The organism is Accumulibacter sp. (genome assembly GCF_032229525.1).
Classification (GTDB): domain Bacteria; phylum Pseudomonadota; class Gammaproteobacteria; order Burkholderiales; family Rhodocyclaceae; genus Accumulibacter.
Map to the genome: position 1 here is coordinate 1 of NZ_JAVTWB010000208.1, position 20,562 is coordinate 20,562.

The following is a 20,562-nucleotide window of genomic DNA, read 5'->3' on the forward strand; positions in this document are numbered from 1 at the left end:
GCACAGCGCACCACTACCGGGCGCTGGGCGACGAGCTGTGTGATAGCATCGCGGCGGATGACGGCAGCCCGAAATAGGTCGTGTCCGGGATGAAGTTCGAGTTGCGGATTTCCAAACGACCAGCTGCCCGCCGCTCGTCGCCATACCGCTGACGACAGGCGTGCAACGCAGAACCAGGACATCAGGGCGCGCGCGGAGCACCCTCGACAGCCAGACGCGCAAGGCAAGCGTCAGAACCAGCACTTATTGCGAAAGGCAAGTGCATGCCACCGTGTCTCCTCGCTCAGAACAACCGCAGAGCGATGCTATCCGCCGGTCAGCTACGCCGACGTTACATCATGGCGCTATTGCTGATCGCGATCCTGACGGTAGCCGCCCAAGGGGTGTTGCAGCTCCTGTTTGCCGATCAGAAATTTGACTCGCACCTGATAAACGTTGCCGGCAGACAACGGATGCTCAGCCAGAAGATTACTGCCTTGAGTTATTACATCGCGACCGCTGAGTCAGCCGATGCGGACGCTCGAGATCGCCAGAAACTCGCTGCAGCATTGAGCCTGTGGGAACGTTCCCATGTCGGACTGCTGCAGGGCAACAGCGAGATGGGCCTGCCTGGCCACAACAACACTGATGTCGTCAAACTATTCGCAGATCTTCAACCACACCATGAAGCCATCGTTGCCGCGGCAGGGGCGATTCTGTCCGCAGCAGGAAGCGCCGCGACACTGGCTCAGAACATCGCCACCCTGAAGGAGCATGAAGCTGACTTTCTGGCAGGCATGAACGAGATCGTGACGCGCTATGACCGCGAGGCCAACGCCAAGGTCGAGTTCGCCAGGTGGCTCGAGCTCGGCTTGATGAGCACGACGCTGCTGGTCCTGGCTTTGACCGCCGTCTTCATCTGTGCTCCGGCAACGCGTCGTATCCAGCAAGACATGAAAGACCTGGCCGATCGCGAAGAAGACCTGGAGCGTCTCTATTCGGCCAGTCCAACCGCGCTGTTGCTGGTCAGCAGCCATACGCTGACCATCCTGCATGCCAATCAGAAGGCGATCGAACTGCTGGGCGTTGCGGTTGCCGACAAGAGCACGGCGAATCTACGGACCTTTCTGGACGCCAACCATGACGCCAACCGCTATTTCCTCGACAAGATCAGCAAGGGGGAGACTTTCAACGAATACGAGCTCGTCCTCCTCGACGCGCGGGCTGCGGTGTTCGAAACGCTGGTCTCTGTTCGCACCATCAGCTTTTCGGGGCAAACTGTTTTCGTGTTGGGCATCACCAACATCAGCGAACTGAAGAGGGCACAAGAGACTTTGCAGCACTATGCCACCTTCGATGAACTGACCGGGCTGCTGAATCGACGGACGGGCCTGATGATGCTTGGCAAGTCGATGGCAAAAGTGCGGCGCGATGGTGGTCTGCTCACCGTCTGTTTCGTCGATCTCGACGGACTGAAGGCGACCAACGACGGCTTTGGACACGCCGCCGGTGATTGGTTGATCGGCGCGGCGGCCAAGGCGTTGACGGGAGGTATTCGCTCCAGCGACGCTGTCGTTCGGCTAGGCGGGGACGAGTTCCTGCTCATCTTGCACGATTGCTCGCTCGAGGAAGGAAGCCGCCTGCTCGGCAGGGCCGAAACGCGTCTTCAAGCAATTTCGGCCGCTGAACTGAAGCCGTTTCCGATCGGCTTCAGTTATGGCCTCACCAACTACGCGCCGGAGACGGACGCCACGCCAGATGATCTGATTTCCGAGGCAGACAGCCTGATGTACCGGGCCAAGCAGGAGAAGAAGCGGCTGCCTGCGGTATCGTAGATGTAGTCCTTGGAAGCGGCAACTCTCGGCTCCGGACCCGCCTATCGGTTTCAATCGACGAGATGACGACTCCGGGGCAAAATGATGATCGATTGCCAAATGAACGAAGTCCTCAACAACCCCGCGCTGCCCGCCTTCCTGCTGGCCAGCCTGGTGCTCGCGGCAACGCCGGGACCGGGGGTGTTCTACATCCTCGCCCGCACCCTGGCGCAGGGCAGGCGCGCCGGCCTCTCTTCGGTGCTTGGCGTTGCGCTCGGCAACCTGGCCAACGCGGTGGGCGCCTCGCTCGGTCTGGCAGCGCTGCTGGAGATCTCTTCGCTCGCCTTCAACGTACTCAAATACGCCGGTGCGGCCTACCTGATCTATCTGGGGATCAAGGCACTTGGCGCCCGATCGACCGTGGCGACGGCGGCTTTCGCCAAGGCGGATCCGGCGCGGCTCTTTCGCCAGGGCTTTGTCGTCGCGCTGCTGAATCCGAAGACGGCATTTTTCTTCGCCGCTTTCCTGCCGCAGTTCATTGATCCGACGGCGTTCGCACTCTCGCAGAGCGCGCTGTTCGGGTCACTGTTCGTACTCATCGCGGTAATCACCGACAGCCTCTATGTGCTGACCGCGAGCGCCGTATGGCCGATCTTGGCCCGCGTAAACGGGGCGCGTGGCATCGCCCGCTACCTGAGCGCGGGCGTCCTGATCGGCTTGGGGGTGCTGGCCGCGGTGAGCGGGGCACGCAGCACCGAATAGCCTCTGCGCCAGCACCTGGCGCCCTGCGACGAGACAGCCAGCGTCAGCCGCCAACGGGTGCCGTACGGCCCGCCAAGCTTTCTTTGGCAACGGAAGACGGCGCGCGTCCGACCAGGCGGCGTGCCTCGCCGACGATGCTCGGCACGTTGATGCCAAAGAATTCGTAGAGGGCGGCGGCCGGCGCGGATTCTCCAAAGCGGTCGATACCAACCACGGCTCCGTTGCTGCCGACATACTTCCACCACAGGTCGGGATGGCCGGCTTCGACGGCGACGACCGGAATCGACGGGGGCAGCACCTCCTGCCGATACGCCAGTGCTTGCAGGTCAAAACGCCGGGTACAGGGCATGGCGACGACGCGGGCAGCAATGCCCTCCTTTTCGAGAGCGACCTGCGCGTCGACAGCGAGGCTCAGTTCGGAGCCGGTTGCAATCAGTACGACAGCCGCTGTGCCGGTGGCCGCCTCGCCCAGGATGTAGCCACCGCGCCTGATACTCGCGATCTGTTCGGCTGTTCGGGGCAGCGCCGGCAGGTTCTGCCGCGAGAGCAGCAGGCACGAGGGGCCATCGTGCCGTTCCAGCGCTTCGCTCCAGGCCACCGTCGTCTCGACCGCGTCGGCCGGACGCCAGACATCCAGCCCGGGGATCAGGCGCAGCGATGCCGCATGCTCGATTGGCTGGTGCGTCGGGCCGTCTTCGCCAAGGCCAATAGAATCGTGCGTGTAGACCATCACCTGCCGCAGCTTCATCAGCGCGGCCAGGCGAATCGCGTTGCGCGCGTAGTCCGAGAAAACCAGGAATGTCGCGGTGTAGGGAATAAAACCGCCATGCAGCGCGACACCGTTGGCGATGGCGGTCATGCCGAATTCGCGCACGCCGTAATTGACGTAATTACCGCCCACTTCACGGTTGGCGGGGCGGGTACCGCTCCAGTTGGTGAGATTCGAGCCGGTCAGGTCGGCCGAGCCACCGAGCAGCTCGGGCAGCGCCGGGGCGAGTGCTTCGATGACGTTCTGCGATGCCTTGCGCGTGGCCACGGCAGCGGTCTGCGCCGCCACCTGCGCGAGCAAGGCGCTGGCGCGTTCCTGCCAATCGGCGGGTAACTCACCCTGCATGCGGCGTTCGAACTCGGCGGCCAGTTCGGGATATTTGGCGCGATAGGCGGCAAAGGTCGTGGCCCAGCTTTTCTCGGCAGCGGCGCCGCGGGAACGCGCATCCCAACCGACACGGACATCATCCGGAATTTCGAAAGGGGCGAACGGCCAGCCCAGCTGACGCCTGGTGTCGGCAATCTCGGCGGCACCCAGAGGCGCGCCGTGGACATCGTGCGTGCCGCCCTTGTTGGGCGAACCAAAGCCGATCATTGTCTTGCAACAGATCAGCGTCGGCCGCCCGGTGTCCGTCTTGGCGATGCGGATCGCGGCCTCGATTGAATCCGCGTCGTGACCGTCGCAATGCGGCACCACGCGCCAGCCATACGCCTCGAAGCGCTGCGGCGTGTCGTCGGCGAACCACGGCTGAACATGACCATCGATCGAGATGTCATTATCGTCATAGAAGACGATCAGTTTGGCGAGCGACAGCCGCCCGGCCAGCGAACAGGCCTCGTGCGAAATGCCTTCCATCAGACAGCCATCGCCGATAAAGGCATAGGTGTAGTGGTTGACGATCTTGTGGCCATGGCGATTGAACGTCTCGCCCAGCAGACGCTCGGCCAGGGCCATACCGACGGCGTTGGCCAGGCCCTGGCCAAGCGGCCCGGTAGTCGTTTCGACACCGGGAGTGAGGCCGAACTCGGGGTGTCCAGGAGTTCTCGAATGGAGCTGCCGAAAACGCCTGAGCTCCTCGCAGGGGAGATCGTAGCCGGTCAGATGCAGCAACGCGTAGAGCAGCATCGAGCCGTGCCCATTGGAGAGCACGAAACGGTCTCGGTCAGCCCAGCGGGGATTGGCCGGATTGTGTTTCAAATGGTGACGCCAGAGGGCTTCGGCGATGTCTGCCATACCCATCGGCATACCGGGATGGCCGGAATTCGCCGCCTGAACAGCGTCAATGGCGAGAAAGCGCAGTGCGTTGGCGCAACGACGGCGAAACTTGCGGGATTCGGTGGGCACGATAATCTCCTTCAATCAGGGCACGGAAACGGTCCTCGAGCAGCGGGCGCGCGGCCAGCGTCAACGCGCACGGCGCTTCTTGTCCATCAACTGCATGATCATCGGGGTGAAGATGATCTGCATCGCCAGGCCCATCTTTCCACCCGGGCAGACGATGATGTTCGGCCGCGACATGAACGAGTCATGCAGCATGCTCAGCAGGTAAGGGAAGTCGATGCCGTGGGGGTTGGCAAAACGAATCACCAGCAGGCTCTCGTCAGGCAAGGGAATGTCCTGGGCGATGAACGGATTTGAGGTGTCCACCGTCGGCACGCGCTGGAAATTGACGTGCGTCTTGGAGAACTGCGGGCAGATGTAATTGATGTAGTCGGGCATCCGCCGCAGGATGGTATCGACCACCGCTTCCGTCGAGTAGCCGCGCTGCGCCTTGTCGCGGTGGAGCTTCTGGATCCATTCCAGGTTGATGATCGGAACGACGCCGACGCACAGGTCGACATGGCGGCCGACATCGATCATCTCGGTCTGGGCGGCAGCATGCAGCCCTTCGTAGAACAGTAGATCGGTACCCGCCGGCAGGTCGGCCCATTCAGTGAAGGTACCCGGTGGCACGCCGTAGCGCGCGGCTTCCTCGTCGTCGTGCACGTAGTGACGGCTCTTGCCGCGACCGCTCTCGCCGTAGTCGCGAAACAGGCTCTCCAGTTCCTCGAGGAGATTGGCCTCGGGTCCGAAGTGACTGAAATGGTCGTCACCGGCCAAGCTGTTGGCGGCCATCTGGGCGCGCATCGCCAGCCTGTCGTAACGGTGAAAGCTGTCGCCCTCGATGATCGCCGCGTTCAGCTGCTCGCGCCGGAAGATATGCTGGAAGGCGCGCGTGACCGACGTCGTCCCGGCGCCTGAGGAGCCGGTAATCGCGATGACCGGGTTCTTTATAGACATGAGGTGTATCTCCTTTGCATTGGGGGAATAGCCGCCGGGCGACGTGCCGCCCGTCAGTCGTCACGAAACAGGGTTCGCGTCGAAAACAACGGCGAGCTGAAGGGCTGATCCTCGCCGGTCGCATGCTCGCGGTGGTAGCGCTCGATGCGTTCGACCTCGTCGCGCGAGCCGAGAATCACCGGCACTCGCTGGTGCAGACTGGTCGGCTGCACGTCGAGGATGCGCTCATCACCGGTGGAAGCCAGGCCGCCGGCTTGGGCCACGATCATCGCCATCGGACTGGCCTCGTACATCAAGCGCAGTCGTCCCGGTTTGGACATGTCCTTGCTATCACGCGGGTACATGAAGACGCCGCCGCGCATCAGGATGCGATGGACTTCCGCGACCATCGACGCCACCCAACGCATATTGAAGTCCTTTTCGCGAACACCGCTCTTGCCCGCCAGACACTCACTCACGTAGCGCTGGATCGGCGCTTCCCAGAAGCGCTCGTTGGAAGCGTTGATCGCAAACTCGCGGGTTTCCGGCGAAATCGCCAGGTTGGGATGGGTGAGCAGGAACTCGCCGATATTGCGATCCAGCGTAAAGCCCTGCGTGCCGTTGCCGACGGTCAGCACGAGCATCGTCGACGGACCGTACAGTGCGTAGCCGGCAGCCACCTGGCAAGCGCCAGGCTGCAGGAAATCGTCCGTCGTCGGCTCCGCACCTTGACGATCCTCGGGGTAGCGCAAGACCGAGAAAATGCTGCCGACCGACAGGTTAACGTCGATATTCGAAGAGCCATCGAGCGGATCGAAAACCAGCAGGTACTGGCCGCGCGGGTTTTCCGGCGGGATATGATAGATGTCCTCCATCTCCTCGGAGGCCATGGCCGCCAGGTGACCACCCCACTCACAATGACGAATGAAGGCCTGGTTAGCCAGGACGTCGAGTTTCTTCTGCGCTTCGCCCTGAACGTTGTCGCGCCCGGCATCGCCCAGCACGTCAGCCAGCGAACCGCGTGAGACGCCTTGGGCGATCGCCTTGCATGAGCGCACGACATCGCTGATCAGCATCGAAAAATCGCCGGCCAGCGCCGGGTTTCGGCGCTGTTCCTCGATCAGGAACTTGTTAACGTTGGTACGTCCGCTTAGCATGGCGGTACTCCAGAAGATAAGGCCTTGTCTCAGGCGACGGATGAACCTGATTCTAGCCGCCTGATCGAAAAACTCTAGTTAAAGGTATTGTCCTGTTTGTTTAAGAAAAGCTAACCTATGAGAAACGCCACCATCCGTCAGCTGCAGATTTTTTCGGTCGCCGCCAGTCATTTGTCGTTTGCCCGTGCAGCGGAAAATCTTCATCTGACGCACGCCGCCATCTCGCTGCAGATCAAACAGCTGGAGGACGTTTGCGGGACCCTGCTGTTCGAACGGATCGGCAAACGGGTCTTTCTCACCGAAGCTGGTGAAACCCTGCTCGACCATGCTCGGCAAATTCTGCAGTCGCTGAAAGAGGCAGATGAGGCGCTGCTGGCGCTCAAGGGGCTGAAAGGCGGACGCATTGCCGTTGCGGTTGCCAGTACGGCCGAGTATTTTGCCCCGGGACTGCTCGCTCAATTCCGCAAGACACACGCTGATGTCCGTATCCGCCTGCTGATCGACAACCGCGACACGGTGTCTCGCCTGCTGGCCGGCAACGAGGTGGACCTGGCGATCATGGGCCGCCCGCCGGCCACGCTCGACGCCACCGCCGTGGCCTTTGCACCCCACCCGCTGGTGATCGTTGCCAGCGCAGACCACCCGTTGGCTCAGCGTCCAGGGGTTACCGTCGAAGACCTCGCTGGTGAGACACTGATCGTTCGTGAAGCCGGATCGGGCACGCGTTCGGCGATGGAAGAGTTCTTTCGGGAACGCTCGCTCAAGCCGTTGATCGGCATGGAAATGGGCAGCAATGAAGCAATCAAGCAGGCCGTCGTCGCCGGGCTGGGAATCAGTTTCATTTCCCAACATACGCTCGGACTCGAACTGCGCGCCGGGCGTTTGAGCATCCTGAAAGTCGAAGGCACGCCGGTGATGCGCCGCTGGCATCTCGTCCGCCACAAAAGCAAACACATGAGTCCCGCGTTGAGCGCCTTCTGGGATTTTGTTCTCGAGTTCGCTCCAGCCTACCTGAGAAAACTGGCGTGAAGCGATGCCTCGCGGCGCAGACGTGCAGGTGCAAGGGATAGATACCGCGGCACGGCGATTTCAGCCGCCAGCGCCCGAATCAGGCGAAACCGGCGCGCACCGTCTCGGGAATCGGCCGGCTAGGGGGATGCGGGGGGTACACCGGGAAGACTATCCTGGCAATGCACCCGGGCTGCTCTTCACCTGCCGCCTTGATCGCGTTCGGGCGTAGGCTGGCTGCCGCCTGATGCACTTCGGCGATCTCGCGAACGATGGCCAGCCCGAGGCCGCTACCCTCGCCGTCGGTGCCGTCGGCCCGATAGAAACGGTCGAAGACCTTGTGCGAATCGTCGTCTGAAATACCGCTGCCACTGTCCTCGATCTCAAGCATGGCAAAATCACCCTGTGCCACCACCCGCGCGGTGACTCGTCCGCCAGCCGGCGTGTAGCGCAGGGCATTGTCCAGCAGGTTGTTGATCATCTCGCGCAGCAAGAAGGCATTACCGAGAATGGGCAATGTGCCGGCAGGCTCATAACCCAGATCGATGCGCTTTTCGAGCGCCTGCACCACCCAGGTCTCAACGATTTCACGCAGCAGCTGATCAAGGTCGAGGGGCACCAGGGTCTGCTGCGAGTGCCCGCTGGCCTCGGCGCGCGCCAGCGCCAGCAGCTGATCGACCAGGTGCGACGCGCGATCGACACCGGTCAGGATCTGCCTCAGGGCGTGGCGCAATTCGGCCGGGTCGCTCTCGCGCATCGCCAGCTGCGCCTGCGTCTTCAAGCCGGTCAGCGGGGTCCGCATCTGGTGGGCAGCGTTGGCAATGAAGCGCCGTTGCGCGTCGACGTTGTTCTGCATCCTTGCCAGCATCGAATTGAAGGCCTCGGTCAGCGGACGCAATTCTTCAGGCACGCGACCCAGAGAGATCGGCGACAAATCGGCTTCCCGACGAGCTTCGATCCGGTTGCGCAGTCGGGTCAGGGGGCGCAATCCCTGCGACAGGCCGAACCAGACGAGCACGACGGCGAGCGGGATGATCACGAACTGCGGCAGGATCACGCTGGCGATGATCTTGTTCGCCAACTGCGAGCGCTTTTCGGTCGTTTCGCCGACTTCGATCAGCACCCGGCGCGCCGGCGATTCATCACCTGCTGCCGACAAAACCATGTAGGCAACGCGCAGTGCCTGGCCGCGGTATTCGTCATCGCGGAAATGGATCTCACCGCTCTCCTTGTTCGCCGTCGCGTCGGCAAGCGGCACCGCCGGCAGTTCCGGGTCGCCGGCAATCAGTGCGCCATCGGCGTCGAGCAGATGAAAATAGACGTTGTCGATTTCGTCGGAGCGCAAAAAAACCTGTGCCATTCCGGGCAAGGCCAGATGCGGTCGCCCGCCGTCGAAATCGATCTGGCGCGATATCGCGGCCACATGTTCGCGCAAGGACTGATCGTAAGGGAAGCTGGCAACGCTGTTGGCGAAATAATGCGTGAAGGCGATACTGATCGGCCAGACAAAGAGGAGCGGCGCCAGCATCCAGTCCAGGATCTCGCCGAACAGAGAGCGCTGGACGTCAGGATTTTGCTTCTTCCGCAGGTTTCTCAAGGTAGTATCCGAGCCCGCGCACGGTAGTGATATTCACGCCGGTCGCATCGAGCTTCTTTCGCAAGCGGTGGATGTAGACCTCGATCGCGTTGTGGCTAACCTCCTCACCCCAGCCGCAGAGGTGATCCACCAACTGGTCCTTGCTGACCAGGCGCTTGGTCCGCGACAGGAGAATCTCGAGCAAGCCAAGCTCCCGTGCCGAGAGGTCGAGCATCTCGCCGTTAACCAGCGCACAGCGGTCGGTCTGGTCAAAGGTCAGCGGCCCGCACTCGATCAGCCGCGCCGTACCTGACGAGCGGCGACTCAGCGCCCGCACGCGCGCCTCGAGTTCAGGCAGCTCGAAGGGCTTGGCCATGTAATCGTCGGCGCCGAGGTCGAGCCCCTTGACCCGATCGTCGATACCGTCCAGCGCAGTCAGTATCAATACCGGCGTGCTTGACTTGCGCGCACGCAGGCGGCGCAGCACGTCAAGCCCGGGCAGTTTTGGCAGACCAAGGTCGAGGATGACCAGATCGTAAGTGTTGGTCATCAGGGCCGTATCGGCGTCGATCCCGGTATAGGCGCAATCTATCGCGTAGCCGGCCTTGCGCAATGAGCGGCAAAGACCGTCGGCAATGATTCGGTCGTCTTCAGCGAGGAGAATGCGCATGGCCGACCCTTGGCTTGGTGCACGTAAGCTGCCTGTAAGCCCCTGCCCTTAGGCTACGCACGCTGTTCTCCTTTTCATGGTCTGGGGAGTTCCGGTTTCGGCCCGAACTCGGGGAGTGCCCGGCGCTGGTACAGCGTGGCGCCCCCGCCATTTTTTGGCCGGCGCGGCGTCAGCGTCGTGCTGTCGTGCCTCCACGCCGTACCGGCGTCCGGTCGGTTGCGGAGCACCGCACGCGGCGGCCAGCTCTACGAGTGTAACAAATAAACGGGGCTTGTCGCTGCCTTCGACGAGTCATGCGGCTGTCTTTGCCTGTCGCAGCCGCATCACTCGCCGGCTGCTTCTGCGCCCGCTTGCGCAGGGAGCGGCCGGATGACCCCGCGGGCCTGAAACGGCGACAGTTTTCGCTTCAGCCTCGGCCGTCGTCAGACCTCGCTCCGAGCACTGCCTGCACCAGCTTCACCCAGTAACTCACCCCCAGCGGCAGGATCTCGTCGTTGAAGTCGTAATGCGGGTTGTGCAGGGTGCACCCGCCGCTACCGGGACCATTGCCCAGCCACACGTAGCAACCAGGTTTCTCGAGCAGCATGTAGGCGAAATCCTCCGCACCCATCGAGGGGAGTTCGTCCACCCGCAGTTTGTCCGGGCCAAGCAACTCGCGCGCCACACGACGGCAGATTTCGCTTTCCGCGACGCTGTTGACCGTCGGCGGGTAGCGATGATCGAAACGTACCGAAATCTGCGCACCAAAAGCGCTGGCGATGCCGCTGCACAAGCGCTCGACTGCACCCTCGACCAGAGCCTGCGTTGCCGCGTTGAAACTGCGGATGGTGCCGCGCAATACGGCATCGTCGGGAATGATATTCCACGCTTCGCCGCCGTGCATCTGCGTCACGCTGACCACCGCCGACTCGCAAGGATGCAGGTTACGGGCGACGACGGTTTGCAGCGCCAACACCAGCTGGCTGCTGACGACCAGCGTATCGACACCCTGATGTGGCATCGCCGCGTGGCAGCCGTGCCCGTGCACCCAGATCTCGAAGGCGCAGGTACCGGCCATCACCGGCCCCGGCATTACCGCCATTTCACCCACCGGGATACCGGGCCAATTGTGCAAACCAAATACGGCGTCCATTGGGAACTGTTCGAACAGGCCATCGGCGATCATCACCGCAGCGCCGCCCTCGGACTCTTCGGCAGGCTGGAAGATGAAGTGGACGGTGCCGTCGAAGTCGAGCTCGGCGACATTCTCGGCCATGTAGCGGGCGGCGCCGAGCAGCATCGTCGTGTGCCCGTCATGACCGCACGCATGCATCAGGCCGTCGCTGGTCGAGCGATGGGAGAAATCGTTTTTCTCCTCCAGCGGTAGCGCATCCATGTCGGCACGAAGACCGATGGAACGGCAACTACTGCCCTTGCTCAGCGTAGCAATGACCCCTGTTCTGGCCAGGCCTCGATGCGCCCGCAGGCCGCAGCTGGCCAACTCGCGAGCGACCAGATCGGCTGTGCGCAGCTCATTGAAAGCGAGCTCCGGATAGGCATGAATATCGCGCCTGATGGTGGCGAGATCGGCGAGAAAGGGAATGTGCAGAAGACTCATGGGCCTCACCGGATAAGCTGGAACATTCAGTTTATGTCAGAGCGACTTGCTCGTGGCGCCGGGCATCCGCTATTCTTGCCAACATGCATCTGGTCATCATCAGCGGTCTCTCCGGCTCCGGAAAATCGATTGCCCTCAAGGTGCTCGAAGACGCGGACTACTATTGCGTGGACAATCTGCCGTCGCAGTTGTTGCAACCGCTGGTCAGACAGCTGGATGAGCAAGGCTACGACAAGGTCGGTGTAGTGATCGACAGTCGCGGTGGCGACAGTGTGGCCACGCTGCCGCCACAACTTGAAGCTTTACGCGCGACGGACATCGAGCTGCAATTCCTTTTTCTTGACGCGCAGGATGACACCCTGATCAAGCGCTACTCGGAAACGCGCCGCCGCCATCCCCTGGCCAGCGACCGCTTTACCCTGACCGAAGCGATCGCCGAAGAACGTATTCATCTGGCCAGCTTGTCCGAGCTCGGGCACCGCATGGATACCAGCGTCCTCAAGCCCGGTTCCCTGCGCGAATGGGTCCGCCAGTTCGTCGCTACCGACGCCTTCGCTAGCGCCGCGAACTCCGCGCAAGGGCTGACGCTGCTGTTTGAATCCTTCGGCTTCAAGAACGGTATCCCGCTCGACGCCGATCTGGTCTTCGACGTGCGTTGCCTGCCCAATCCCTACTACGAACTGAATCTGCGCTCCCTGACCGGTCGCGACCTGCAGGTCATTTCTTTCCTGGAAGGCGAACCCGAAGTGCTGCGCATGCGCAGTGACATCGCTGGCTTCATTCACGCCTGGTTGCCTTCGTACATCCGTGACAGTCGCAATTACCTGACCGTCGCCATCGGCTGCACGGGCGGGCAGCATCGCTCGGTTTACCTCGCCGAGCGGCTGGGACGCGAGTTCCGCAGTTGCGCGCGCGTGCTGGTTCGTCACCGGGAACTTCCCCCGCCCGCAATGGCTGCTTTCGGCATCCCGTAATGCCCTGGTTGGGGCTGCTCAAGCCCGGCGACTGGCTGGTCGCGGCGCTGGGCCTGGCGCTCTGTGCGACAGCATTCCCGCTCGCCTGGCAAGCGGGCGTCGCTGACAAAGCCGTCGTCAGGCGCGGCGGGCAAGTGTTCTCCGAACTCGAGCTGTCCCGCAACCGCCGCATTGATGTTCCCGGACCACTCGGCATCACCACCGTCGTCGTCGAGCAAGGTCGGGTACGCGTTGCCTCCGATCCCGGCCCGCGCCAATATTGTGTCCGTCAGGGCTGGCTGGCGCGCGCCGGCGAGATCGCCATCTGCGCGCCGAACCAGGTGAGCGTGGAAGTTCAGGGGCGCCAGCGAACCTACGATTCGCTGGCGTATTGAAACAGACCCGAAGCAGACCCGGCACCAATCGCATCGCTTGACAGGCCCAGGTGCAGGAATCCACGTTATAATCCGCAACTCAATCCGAGGGGCGCTGCAGGGCTGTCTGGCGACAGTTTCAGGCTCGGATTCATCAAACGGCGCTCATCCGACCAACCCATGCCGGGCATGGGAAGATGGGTGGGCCGAAGCTGAAGTCCTTCAGCAGGCACACCGCGGCTTCCTCTCCCGGTCACAGTTCTCAAGGAGTTTTACTGTGACGGATGCTATTAGCCAAACCCAAGACTACGTGATTGCTGACCTCGGCCTTGCCGAATGGGGCCGCAAGGAAATCCGTATCGCCGAAACCGAAATGCCGGGCCTGATGGCGATTCGCGAAGAATTCGCTGCCGCCAAGGCGCTACAGGGAGCGCGCATCACCGGTTCCCTGCACATGACCATCCAGACCGCCGTGCTGATCGAAACGCTGACCGCGCTGGGCGCCGAAGTGCGCTGGGCATCGTGCAACATCTTCTCCACCCAGGACCACGCCGCTGCCGCCATCGCCGCCTCCGGCACGCCGGTGTTTGCCGTCAAGGGGGAGTCCCTGGCCGATTACTGGGACTACACGCACCGCATTTTCGAATGGCCGGACGGCGGATTCAGCAACATGATCCTCGACGATGGCGGCGACGCGACGCTGCTCCTGCACCTCGGCGCCAGAGCGGAAAAAGATCCTTCCGTCCTCGCCAGCCCGACGTCCGAAGAGGAAACCCTACTTTTTGCAGCGATCAAGGCCAAACTGGCCAGCGATCCCGGCTGGTACTCGGTACGCCTGGCCGCCGTGAAGGGCGTCACCGAGGAGACCACCACCGGCGTCCATCGCCTCTACCAGATGCACGACAGGGGCGAACTCAAGTTCCCGGCGATCAACGTCAACGACTCGGTCACCAAGTCCAAGTTCGACAACCTCTACGGCTGCCGCGAATCGCTGGTCGATGGCATCAAGCGCGCCACCGACGTGATGATCGCCGGCAAGGTGGCCCTGATCGCCGGTTACGGCGATGTCGGCAAGGGTTCGGCGCAGGCCATGCGCGCGCTCTCGGCACAGGTGTGGGTCACCGAGGTCGACCCGATCTGCGCGCTGCAGGCGGCCATGGAAGGCTATCGGGTGGTGACCATGGACTACGCCGCCGACAAGGCCGACATCTTTGTCACCTGCACCGGCAACTATCACGTCATCGACCATGGCCACATGGCGAAGATGAAAAACCAGGCCATCGTCTGCAACATCGGGCACTTCGACAACGAGATTGACGTCGCCTCGATCGAGGGCTACGCGTGGGAAGAAATCAAGCCACAGGTAGACCACGTGATCTTCCCCGACGGCAAGCGCATCATCCTGCTGGCCAAGGGCCGCCTGGTCAACCTCGGTTGCGGCACCGGCCACCCGTCCTACGTGATGAGCTCTTCGTTCGCCAATCAGACCATCGCCCAGATCGAGCTGTTCACGCGCACCGCGGATTACCCGGTCGGCGTCTACACGCTGCCCAAGCATCTCGACGAAAAGGTCGCCCGCCTGCAGCTGAAGAAGCTCAACGCGCAGCTCAGCGAACTCTCGGACGCACAAGCCGCCTATATCGGTGTGCCCAAAGAGGGTCCCTACAAGGCGGATCACTATCGTTACTGATGCAGCGAGCTGACAGGGGATCGTGATGCGGCTGATCCTGCTCTGGCTACTCAACGCCTGCGCTCTTCTGGCCGTTGCCTATCTGATGCCGGCCTCGATAGAGGTGGCGTCGTTCCCGGCGGCGATGCTCGCGGCGCTGCTGTTGGGGCTGGTGAACGCCGTCTTGCGCCCCCTGTTGGTGCTGCTGACCTTGCCGGTCACGCTGCTGACGCTGGGACTCTTCCTCTTCGTCCTCAATGGCCTGATGTTCTGGCTGGCGGGTTCGATGCTCGAAGGCTTCGTCGTCAGCGGCTTCTGGCCCGGCTTCTTCGGCGCCATGCTGTACAGTATTTTCTCTTCGCTGCTGTCCTCTCTTTTCTCTACCCGGAAAGGTCAGAAATAGTCTTCTCATGACATCCGACAAGCGTACTTTCAGCCTGGAGCTTTTCCCCCCGCAAACGCCCGAGGGCGCGGAGAAGCTGCGCGCCGCGCGCGACCGCATGGCCCTGCTCAAGCCGAGGTTCTTCTCGGTCACCTTCGGCGCCGGCGGTTCGACACGCGACCGCACGCTCGAAACCGTGCTGGAGATTCAGCGTGAAGGCCACCAGGCGGCACCGCACCTATCGTGCATCGGCTCGACCCGCGAGAGCATTCTCAACATCCTCGAACAATATCGTTCGCACGGTATCCGGCACCTCGTCGCGCTGCGCGGCGACCTGCCATCCGGGATGGCCAGGGCGGGCACCTTTCGCTACGCCAATGAGCTGGTCGAGTTCATCCGCGCCGAGACCGGCGACTGGTTCAACATCGAGGTTGCCGCCTATCCGGAATACCATCCGCAGGCAAGAAGCCCACAAGACGATCTGCTGGGCTTCAAGCGCAAGCTCGACGCCGGTGCCAATTCGGCGATCACGCAGTATTTCTACAACTTCGACGCCTACGCACACTTCGTCGAGCAGTGCCAGGCGATCGGCATCGACGTCCCGATCGTCCCGGGGATCATGCCCATTGCCAGCTACAGCAGTCTGGCCCGCTTCTCGGACAACTGCGGCGCGGAAATACCGCGCTGGATCCGGAAGAAACTCGAAAGCTACGGCGACGATAGCGCGTCGATCCGCGCCTTCGGCCTGGACGTGGTAACCCGGCTTTGCGAAAGACTACTGGCCAGCGGCGCACCGGGCCTGCACTTCTACACCCTCAACCAGGACGCGCTGACCAGCACGATATGGCAGCGCCTCCAGCTTTCATAGGCTTCACGCCATGGCCACACGCGAGTTACCCGTGGTTGTCCGTTACGCCCTCGAACTGTTCGCGCCGCTCGGTACGCTGCGCGTCAAGGCGATGTTCGGCGGCTGGGGGTTCTACTGCGACGACCTCTTCTTTGCGATCGTTGCCAGCGACGTTCTCTACCTCAAGGCAGACGCCCAGAGTGCGGCGATGTTCGAAGCCGTTGGCGGCGAGCCCTTCCGCGTCGAACGCAAGGACGGCCGCAGCGACACCATGAACTACTGGACGGTGCCGGAGGAGGCGATGGAAAGCCCGCAGGAAATGCTGCCATGGGCACGTGCGGCGCTGGCCGCAGCAGTGCGGGGCCGTAAACCGGCAAAGTAGCCGGCTGGCTTGGCAAGGCCGCCCGGCGGACCGCCCAGCTGCTTTCCCGCTCACCCGGCGTCCGGGCTAGAATTGCGCGGTTTGTGGTGCTCTCTGCTGCGCCGAAGCCAATCACCGGAAGAGGACGGATGAAGGACTATTACGCGGTATTGGGCGTCGCCAGCGATGCCTCTCTCGAAGAGGTAAAGCGGGCTTATCGCAAGAAAGCCTTGCAGCTTCACCCTGACCGCAACATGGCGGCTGACGCCGCGGACCGCTTCCGCGACGTTCAGGAAGCCTACGAAACGCTTTCCGACACCACTCGACGACACGATTACGACGAGAATCGACGGCGCAACCTGCTCGAGAAACCACTGGAAACGGCTCGGGAAATCTGGAAAAACTATCTGGAAGGAGTACTCCATTGAGGCTGTCGCCATTTTTTGAAGACCTGAAGTCCGCCTACGACGCCGAGCTCGATGACCTGATGACCGACTCGGCAGGGCACGATGTCCTGGCGAAACGGCTGCGGCTCAAGCGCAAGCAGGTCCCCGACCTGCTGGTGATGATCGAGAGCAATCCGGAGATGGTCGCCGTCGCGTTCCACGGGGGCATCCGCTTTTCCCGGCCAGAAGTGATGAGTGACCTGGTCGCCCAGGATCCCGAGGACCTGCCCGGATGGGCGATCCTACTGGACTCGCTGCACCTCGAGCCGTGGGCAGCGGAGCTGACGGAGATGGTCCTCAAGGCGCCGAACGGTGAGCAGTTCCTGGTCGTCACCGCCTGCCTGGAGTACCTGCATGGCCGTAGCAGCGCCTCGCCGGAAGCCGGAGAACGACGGCAGAGCGACGATCTCGACGGCGACGGCGATGATAACGATTTCGATACCGACGTCGACCTTGAAGAAGCAGGCGCGGACTGGCTCGCCGAACAGGGCTTCGATCGCAAAGATCGATCCTCGGGAGATAATTGATGAGCCATCCGGTCCTCGCAAGAGCAGAGAAACTGATCGGTGTCGGCGATATCGTTGGTGCCGAAGCCGCCTTGACCTCGCTGGTCGAAAGTGACGGCGACCAGGCACTGGTCGTTGCCCTTGAAGATTTCGCCGCCAAAGACCTCCTGGCCGTCCTCCGCGACTTCGATTCTTCGAAGGAGTCGGTGGTCGGCCTGCTGGTCTTGCCCGAGCAATTCGCCCGGGCGATCATCCTCGAACGGCGCTACGGCGACGCCAATCATGAGCGCCTGCAGGCGACCATCAACGCCGTCATCTTTCGCGCCGATAGCGACCCCGGCGAGTTCCTGGAGGCGATCGGCGCCGTTGACGGCGGCTGCGAGACTCTGGCCGATTATCTGAGCGACCGAGCCGAAATCGTCGAGTATTTTTTCCGGACGGGCACCTTTGGTTATTTCGACGACGGCGACGAAGCGGCCGCCGAGTTGACCGACGACGAGCGCCTGGATGAGCTCTCCGATCCCGACGCCAATCGCCCCTTCCTCAGCCACAGCGAGGTCAGCGATCAAGACTGGATGCAACTGACCTGGACGCTGCGCTACGAGCATCCGGAGATTTTTCGCGACGTCCTGCTGATCTTGCGGGCACGAGCGCGCGCCGAGGAGCCCGAGCAGGCGGAAACCGCCGGCCGTGCAAACGAGCAGCGCAGGCCCCCCGGGGAGCCTGAGGAAGAATCTGCACTATGAATCGCCGATAGCCGCGCCAATCGGCACCGATCCGACTCCACGGTACGACAGCCCAGCCACCGCCCATGCCCAACGACCGCCACCAAGTCGCCGTTTTCGACGATCGACCATTTTTCGAGCGAGCCCTCGCTTCCGGCGTGCGCAGCGGCGTGCTGGCCGACGACGACGTGGCCAGGATACTGGACGACGGGGCCAAGGGAATGGTGCAGATCGCCGAGTATTTCGGCACCCAGTACCTGCGGCCGAATATCGACGAAGCGCGCGCACGGATCGTCAACCTGGTCAGCCTGTACCTCGAAGAAAGTAGTGGCGGTGATCTCGAAAAGGCAACGCGATCGCTGCGCGACAATACCTTTCTGTCGCATTCACGTGGCGGATCGGAGCTGCTCAAGCAGCTGTGGGCGATGCCCGAAGACAGCTCGTTCGGAATCATGGTCAAGCAGTCGCAGAAGTCGTTTCTCGCCGACTGGTCGCTGCAGGGTCACGCCGAGTACCGACAGGCTCTCGAACAGCGGCAAGCACATCAACTGACGGTTGCCGCCGCGCTGTGGTTTGCCGAAAACCTCGGGTGGCCGCCTGCCGATATTTCGACCGTCGCCGTCGAATCGGTCATCCGGACCGCCATGCTGGTCCATCTGGGCGGCGGCCCGCTCGCGGCCATACCCAATGCCGCGGAGTTCATCGCCATTCTGGGAATGATCCGCAAGAAAGGCGTAGCCGGTAACGGCCGAAAGCGCATCGCGGCCCTCTTCAAGGCCCTGCCAGAGCCCTACCACGCGGTCGCCAGAAGCGAACTGCAGAAGGTCGAGAGCGAGGATCTACCGAGAATTCTCGACACCTCGCAGACGATGAACCAGCTGATCCCGGCGTTGGAACCGCTGTACTTCCTGCGTGATTTCGGCCCCGAGGACGCCAGTCGCTTCGACGCTGCCGTTTCCGACGACTGGCAGAAAATCACCGCCGGAAAAGTCGATGACAATTCATTGCTCACGATCTTTGTCTGCCTCGCTGCCGACACCCCGCCCAAGCGGGCATGGAGCAAAGCCGCCGCACGAACGGTGATCCGCAAGGTTCGCGCCGAGGGCCTGCGGCGCCAGCCGGTTCTTGCCTTCATCCGCGCTTTCGCCCCCTACCAGTTGCAGGAGGACCTGGAAGCCCTGTGGACCGAACTGTTCCCGGAAGTCGAGGAAGCGCTGTCAGACCCATCGGATACCACACTCGATGGCGCACTGAGCTTCCTCAAGGAAAACTGCATCGTCCGCTAGCCGGCGGATTCACCGCCCGGCCGCCAGGCCTGCGCGCGGCAGCCGTCGCCGTCGCCGGCGCCGTGCAGCCACGCACTCAGCGCCGCGAGATCAGCCACACCCCCGCCAGAACCAGCGCTGCACCCGCCAGTTGGCTGGGGGACAGCGGTTCGTCGAGCAACCACCAGGCGAAGGCGATGGTCAGCATTGGACCCAGCGTGCCAATCATCACCGAGCGCGCCGCACCGATGCGACGAATCGCCGCTGATTGCAGGAACACCGGCAGGACCGTCGAAAGGAGCGCCATTGCTGCCCCGTAGGCATAGACGGACGGTGGCTGGCGCAATGCCGACAGCGGCTGCGTGAGCAGGAAGTGGAGCTGGGTGGCGAAGGTCGAAACGAGCATCGCCAGCGCCGTAAAGCGTGCCGAACCGAGGCGCTGGATCATCGGCCCGCTACCTGCCAGATAGAAGGCGTAAGAAAGCGACGAGGCGAAGACGAAGGCGCATCCGAGCAGCACCGCACCGGTTTCTCCGGAGAACTCTACGTCGTGGGCAAAAACGAGGCCGATCCCGGCATACGACAGCAGCAAGGCCGCGATCTCGCGCCGCTGCAGCGCCTTGCCCATGAACAACACGCCGATCAGCACCGTCAGCGTCGGATAGGTGAACAGGATCAGTCGCTCGAGCCCGGCGCTGATATAGCCCAGACCGATGAAGTCGAGAATACTCGCACCGTAGTAGCCGAGCAGGCCGAGTGCGCTGAGTGTCAGCCAGTCGCTTCGCGAGAGCGGCGGCGCCGCGCGGCTGGCGTGCAAACCGATGACGATGAAGAATGGCAGCGCAAACAGCATGCGCAGGGAGAGCAGGGTGACCGCTTCGACCGGTACCGCCTGCGGGACGGCGTAGGCGAGCTTGACGAAGATCGCCTTGAACGAGAAGCCGAAAGCCGCGAGGATCGCCAGGGCGACGCCAACACTTTCGGAAGACCAGTGTTTCCAGAGCATACCGATGGCGAAACGAGAATAAGCTTGCGGACGCCACGGGCGAACGAAAGCGGGCGCTCACTGTACGGCAACAGGAGGCAGCGGGCAAACATTTGCGTCGTCGCCGGCAGGCAAGGGCAAGGGCCAAGTTGGTGAGCGGGATCCGATGCGGGAAAACAGCACACCGCCGGGCGCATGGCAAACCCGGATTGCGCCTCTGCGCCCAGCGGGCGGTGGAGCGCCTGGCTGGGGCTTGGCCGGCTTGACAAGCGATTGCCTGGCGGGTAGATTTGCCCCTGCCCGAGCTTGAGCGCCGGGTTCGCGCCGATTTGACGTAAACAGATTGCGGGCGCGTTAAAAATTCCGCTAAAGCGAGGCCCACACCCAGACCCGTCGAGCTTTGCGCTGACGGGTTTTTTGTTTTGCAGCGCCGCACCAGAACCGTAACAAAGGGATAC

20 protein-coding genes and 2 riboswitches are annotated in these 20,562 nt (G+C 62.6%); of the genes, 13 read left to right on the forward strand and 7 right to left on the reverse strand.

The window, feature by feature from the left end; genetic code table 11:
• Positions 1 to 263 precede the first annotated feature (263 nt).
• Positions 264 to 1,814 (forward strand): diguanylate cyclase domain-containing protein, encoded by a 1,551-nt coding sequence (locus RUW20_RS16700; RefSeq protein ID WP_313953355.1) that lies wholly within the window; start codon positions 264 to 266, stop codon positions 1,812 to 1,814.
• Between the two features lie 99 nt (positions 1,815 to 1,913).
• On the forward strand, positions 1,914 to 2,555 hold the full coding sequence (locus tag RUW20_RS16705; RefSeq protein ID WP_313953356.1) for a LysE family translocator: 642 nt from the start codon (positions 1,914 to 1,916) through the stop codon (positions 2,553 to 2,555).
• A gap of 43 nt (positions 2,556 to 2,598) precedes the next feature.
• On the opposite strand, the gene tkt is transcribed toward RUW20_RS16705, so the two are convergent.
• The 3 genes from tkt to RUW20_RS16720 are packed head-to-tail and all read right to left on the reverse strand — an operon-like array spanning position 2,599 to position 6,740.
• Positions 2,599 to 4,668, reverse strand: a complete 2,070-nt coding sequence (gene tkt / locus RUW20_RS16710) for a transketolase (protein WP_313953357.1) — start codon at positions 4,666 to 4,668, stop codon at positions 2,599 to 2,601.
• A gap of 60 nt (positions 4,669 to 4,728) precedes the next feature.
• Complete coding sequence (locus RUW20_RS16715) at positions 4,729 to 5,604, reverse strand: phosphoribulokinase (protein WP_313953358.1); 876 nt, start codon at positions 5,602 to 5,604, stop codon at positions 4,729 to 4,731.
• Between the two features lie 53 nt (positions 5,605 to 5,657).
• Positions 5,658 to 6,740, reverse strand: a complete 1,083-nt coding sequence (locus RUW20_RS16720; protein ID WP_313953359.1) for a class 1 fructose-bisphosphatase — start codon at positions 6,738 to 6,740, stop codon at positions 5,658 to 5,660.
• 117 nt (positions 6,741 to 6,857) lie between these two features.
• Between RUW20_RS16720 and RUW20_RS16725 the strand changes: the two genes are divergently transcribed.
• Entirely contained in the window at positions 6,858 to 7,769 is a 912-nt protein-coding gene (locus tag RUW20_RS16725) for a LysR family transcriptional regulator (protein WP_313953360.1), read from the forward strand.
• 79 nt (positions 7,770 to 7,848) lie between these two features.
• Here RUW20_RS16725 and RUW20_RS16730 read toward each other — a convergent pair whose 3' ends face one another.
• The 3 genes from RUW20_RS16730 to RUW20_RS16740 all read right to left on the reverse strand — a co-directional run bounded on the left by RUW20_RS16730 (position 7,849) and on the right by RUW20_RS16740 (position 11,591).
• The gene (locus tag RUW20_RS16730) at positions 7,849 to 9,345 is read right to left on the reverse strand and encodes a sensor histidine kinase (RefSeq protein ID WP_313953361.1); all 1,497 of its coding nucleotides are present in this window, start codon (positions 9,343 to 9,345) and stop codon (positions 7,849 to 7,851) included.
• Positions 9,314 to 9,994 (reverse strand): response regulator transcription factor, encoded by a 681-nt coding sequence (locus RUW20_RS16735; RefSeq protein ID WP_313953362.1) that lies wholly within the window; start codon positions 9,992 to 9,994, stop codon positions 9,314 to 9,316. Before RUW20_RS16735 ends, RUW20_RS16730 begins: the two co-directional genes overlap by 32 nt.
• Positions 9,995 to 10,400: 406 nt before the next feature.
• Positions 10,401 to 11,591 (reverse strand): M20 aminoacylase family protein, encoded by a 1,191-nt coding sequence (locus RUW20_RS16740; protein WP_313953363.1) that lies wholly within the window; start codon positions 11,589 to 11,591, stop codon positions 10,401 to 10,403.
• 83 nt (positions 11,592 to 11,674) lie between these two features.
• Between RUW20_RS16740 and rapZ the strand changes: the two genes are divergently transcribed.
• The 10 genes from rapZ to RUW20_RS16790 all read left to right on the forward strand — a co-directional run bounded on the left by rapZ (position 11,675) and on the right by RUW20_RS16790 (position 19,140).
• The gene (rapZ, locus tag RUW20_RS16745) at positions 11,675 to 12,565 is read left to right on the forward strand and encodes an RNase adapter RapZ (RefSeq protein ID WP_313953364.1); all 891 of its coding nucleotides are present in this window, start codon (positions 11,675 to 11,677) and stop codon (positions 12,563 to 12,565) included.
• Positions 12,565 to 12,939: a NusG domain II-containing protein gene (locus RUW20_RS16750; protein WP_313953365.1), complete on the forward strand. Its 375-nt coding sequence runs from the start codon at positions 12,565 to 12,567 to the stop codon at positions 12,937 to 12,939. The genes rapZ and RUW20_RS16750 overlap by 1 nt, the downstream gene beginning before the upstream one ends.
• Positions 12,940 to 13,019: 80 nt before the next feature.
• Positions 13,020 to 13,092, forward strand: a riboswitch (S-adenosyl-L-homocysteine riboswitch).
• A 103-nt stretch (positions 13,093 to 13,195) separates the two neighbouring features.
• Complete coding sequence (gene ahcY, locus RUW20_RS16755; protein ID WP_313953366.1) at positions 13,196 to 14,608, forward strand: adenosylhomocysteinase; 1,413 nt, start codon at positions 13,196 to 13,198, stop codon at positions 14,606 to 14,608.
• Positions 14,609 to 14,633: 25 nt separating this feature from the next.
• A complete protein-coding gene (locus RUW20_RS16760; RefSeq protein WP_313953367.1) occupies positions 14,634 to 14,990 on the forward strand; it encodes a phage holin family protein in 357 nt (118 codons plus the stop codon).
• 7 nt (positions 14,991 to 14,997) lie between these two features.
• Positions 14,998 to 15,837: a methylenetetrahydrofolate reductase [NAD(P)H] gene (gene metF, locus RUW20_RS16765; RefSeq protein WP_313953368.1), complete on the forward strand. Its 840-nt coding sequence runs from the start codon at positions 14,998 to 15,000 to the stop codon at positions 15,835 to 15,837.
• Between the two features lie 10 nt (positions 15,838 to 15,847).
• On the forward strand, positions 15,848 to 16,198 hold the full coding sequence (locus RUW20_RS16770) for a TfoX/Sxy family protein (RefSeq protein WP_313953369.1): 351 nt from the start codon (positions 15,848 to 15,850) through the stop codon (positions 16,196 to 16,198).
• Positions 16,199 to 16,326: 128 nt separating this feature from the next.
• The gene (locus tag RUW20_RS16775) at positions 16,327 to 16,605 is read left to right on the forward strand and encodes a DnaJ domain-containing protein (RefSeq protein ID WP_313953370.1); all 279 of its coding nucleotides are present in this window, start codon (positions 16,327 to 16,329) and stop codon (positions 16,603 to 16,605) included.
• The gene (locus RUW20_RS16780; protein WP_313953371.1) at positions 16,602 to 17,150 is read left to right on the forward strand and encodes a hypothetical protein; all 549 of its coding nucleotides are present in this window, start codon (positions 16,602 to 16,604) and stop codon (positions 17,148 to 17,150) included. Before RUW20_RS16775 ends, RUW20_RS16780 begins: the two co-directional genes overlap by 4 nt.
• Complete coding sequence (locus RUW20_RS16785; RefSeq protein WP_313953372.1) at positions 17,150 to 17,875, forward strand: hypothetical protein; 726 nt, start codon at positions 17,150 to 17,152, stop codon at positions 17,873 to 17,875. Before RUW20_RS16780 ends, RUW20_RS16785 begins: the two co-directional genes overlap by 1 nt.
• 65 nt (positions 17,876 to 17,940) lie before the next feature.
• Positions 17,941 to 19,140 carry a hypothetical protein gene (locus RUW20_RS16790; protein WP_313953373.1) on the forward strand — a complete coding sequence of 400 codons (1,200 nt, stop codon included), beginning with the start codon at positions 17,941 to 17,943 and terminating at the stop codon, positions 19,138 to 19,140.
• Positions 19,141 to 19,216: 76 nt separating this feature from the next.
• On the opposite strand, the gene RUW20_RS16795 is transcribed toward RUW20_RS16790, so the two are convergent.
• Positions 19,217 to 20,125, reverse strand: coding sequence for a DMT family transporter (locus tag RUW20_RS16795; protein ID WP_313953374.1), 909 nt, complete (start codon positions 20,123 to 20,125; stop codon positions 19,217 to 19,219).
• A gap of 290 nt (positions 20,126 to 20,415) precedes the next feature.
• A riboswitch (SAM riboswitch) is annotated at positions 20,416 to 20,497 on the forward strand.
• Positions 20,498 to 20,562: the final 65 nt, after the last annotated feature.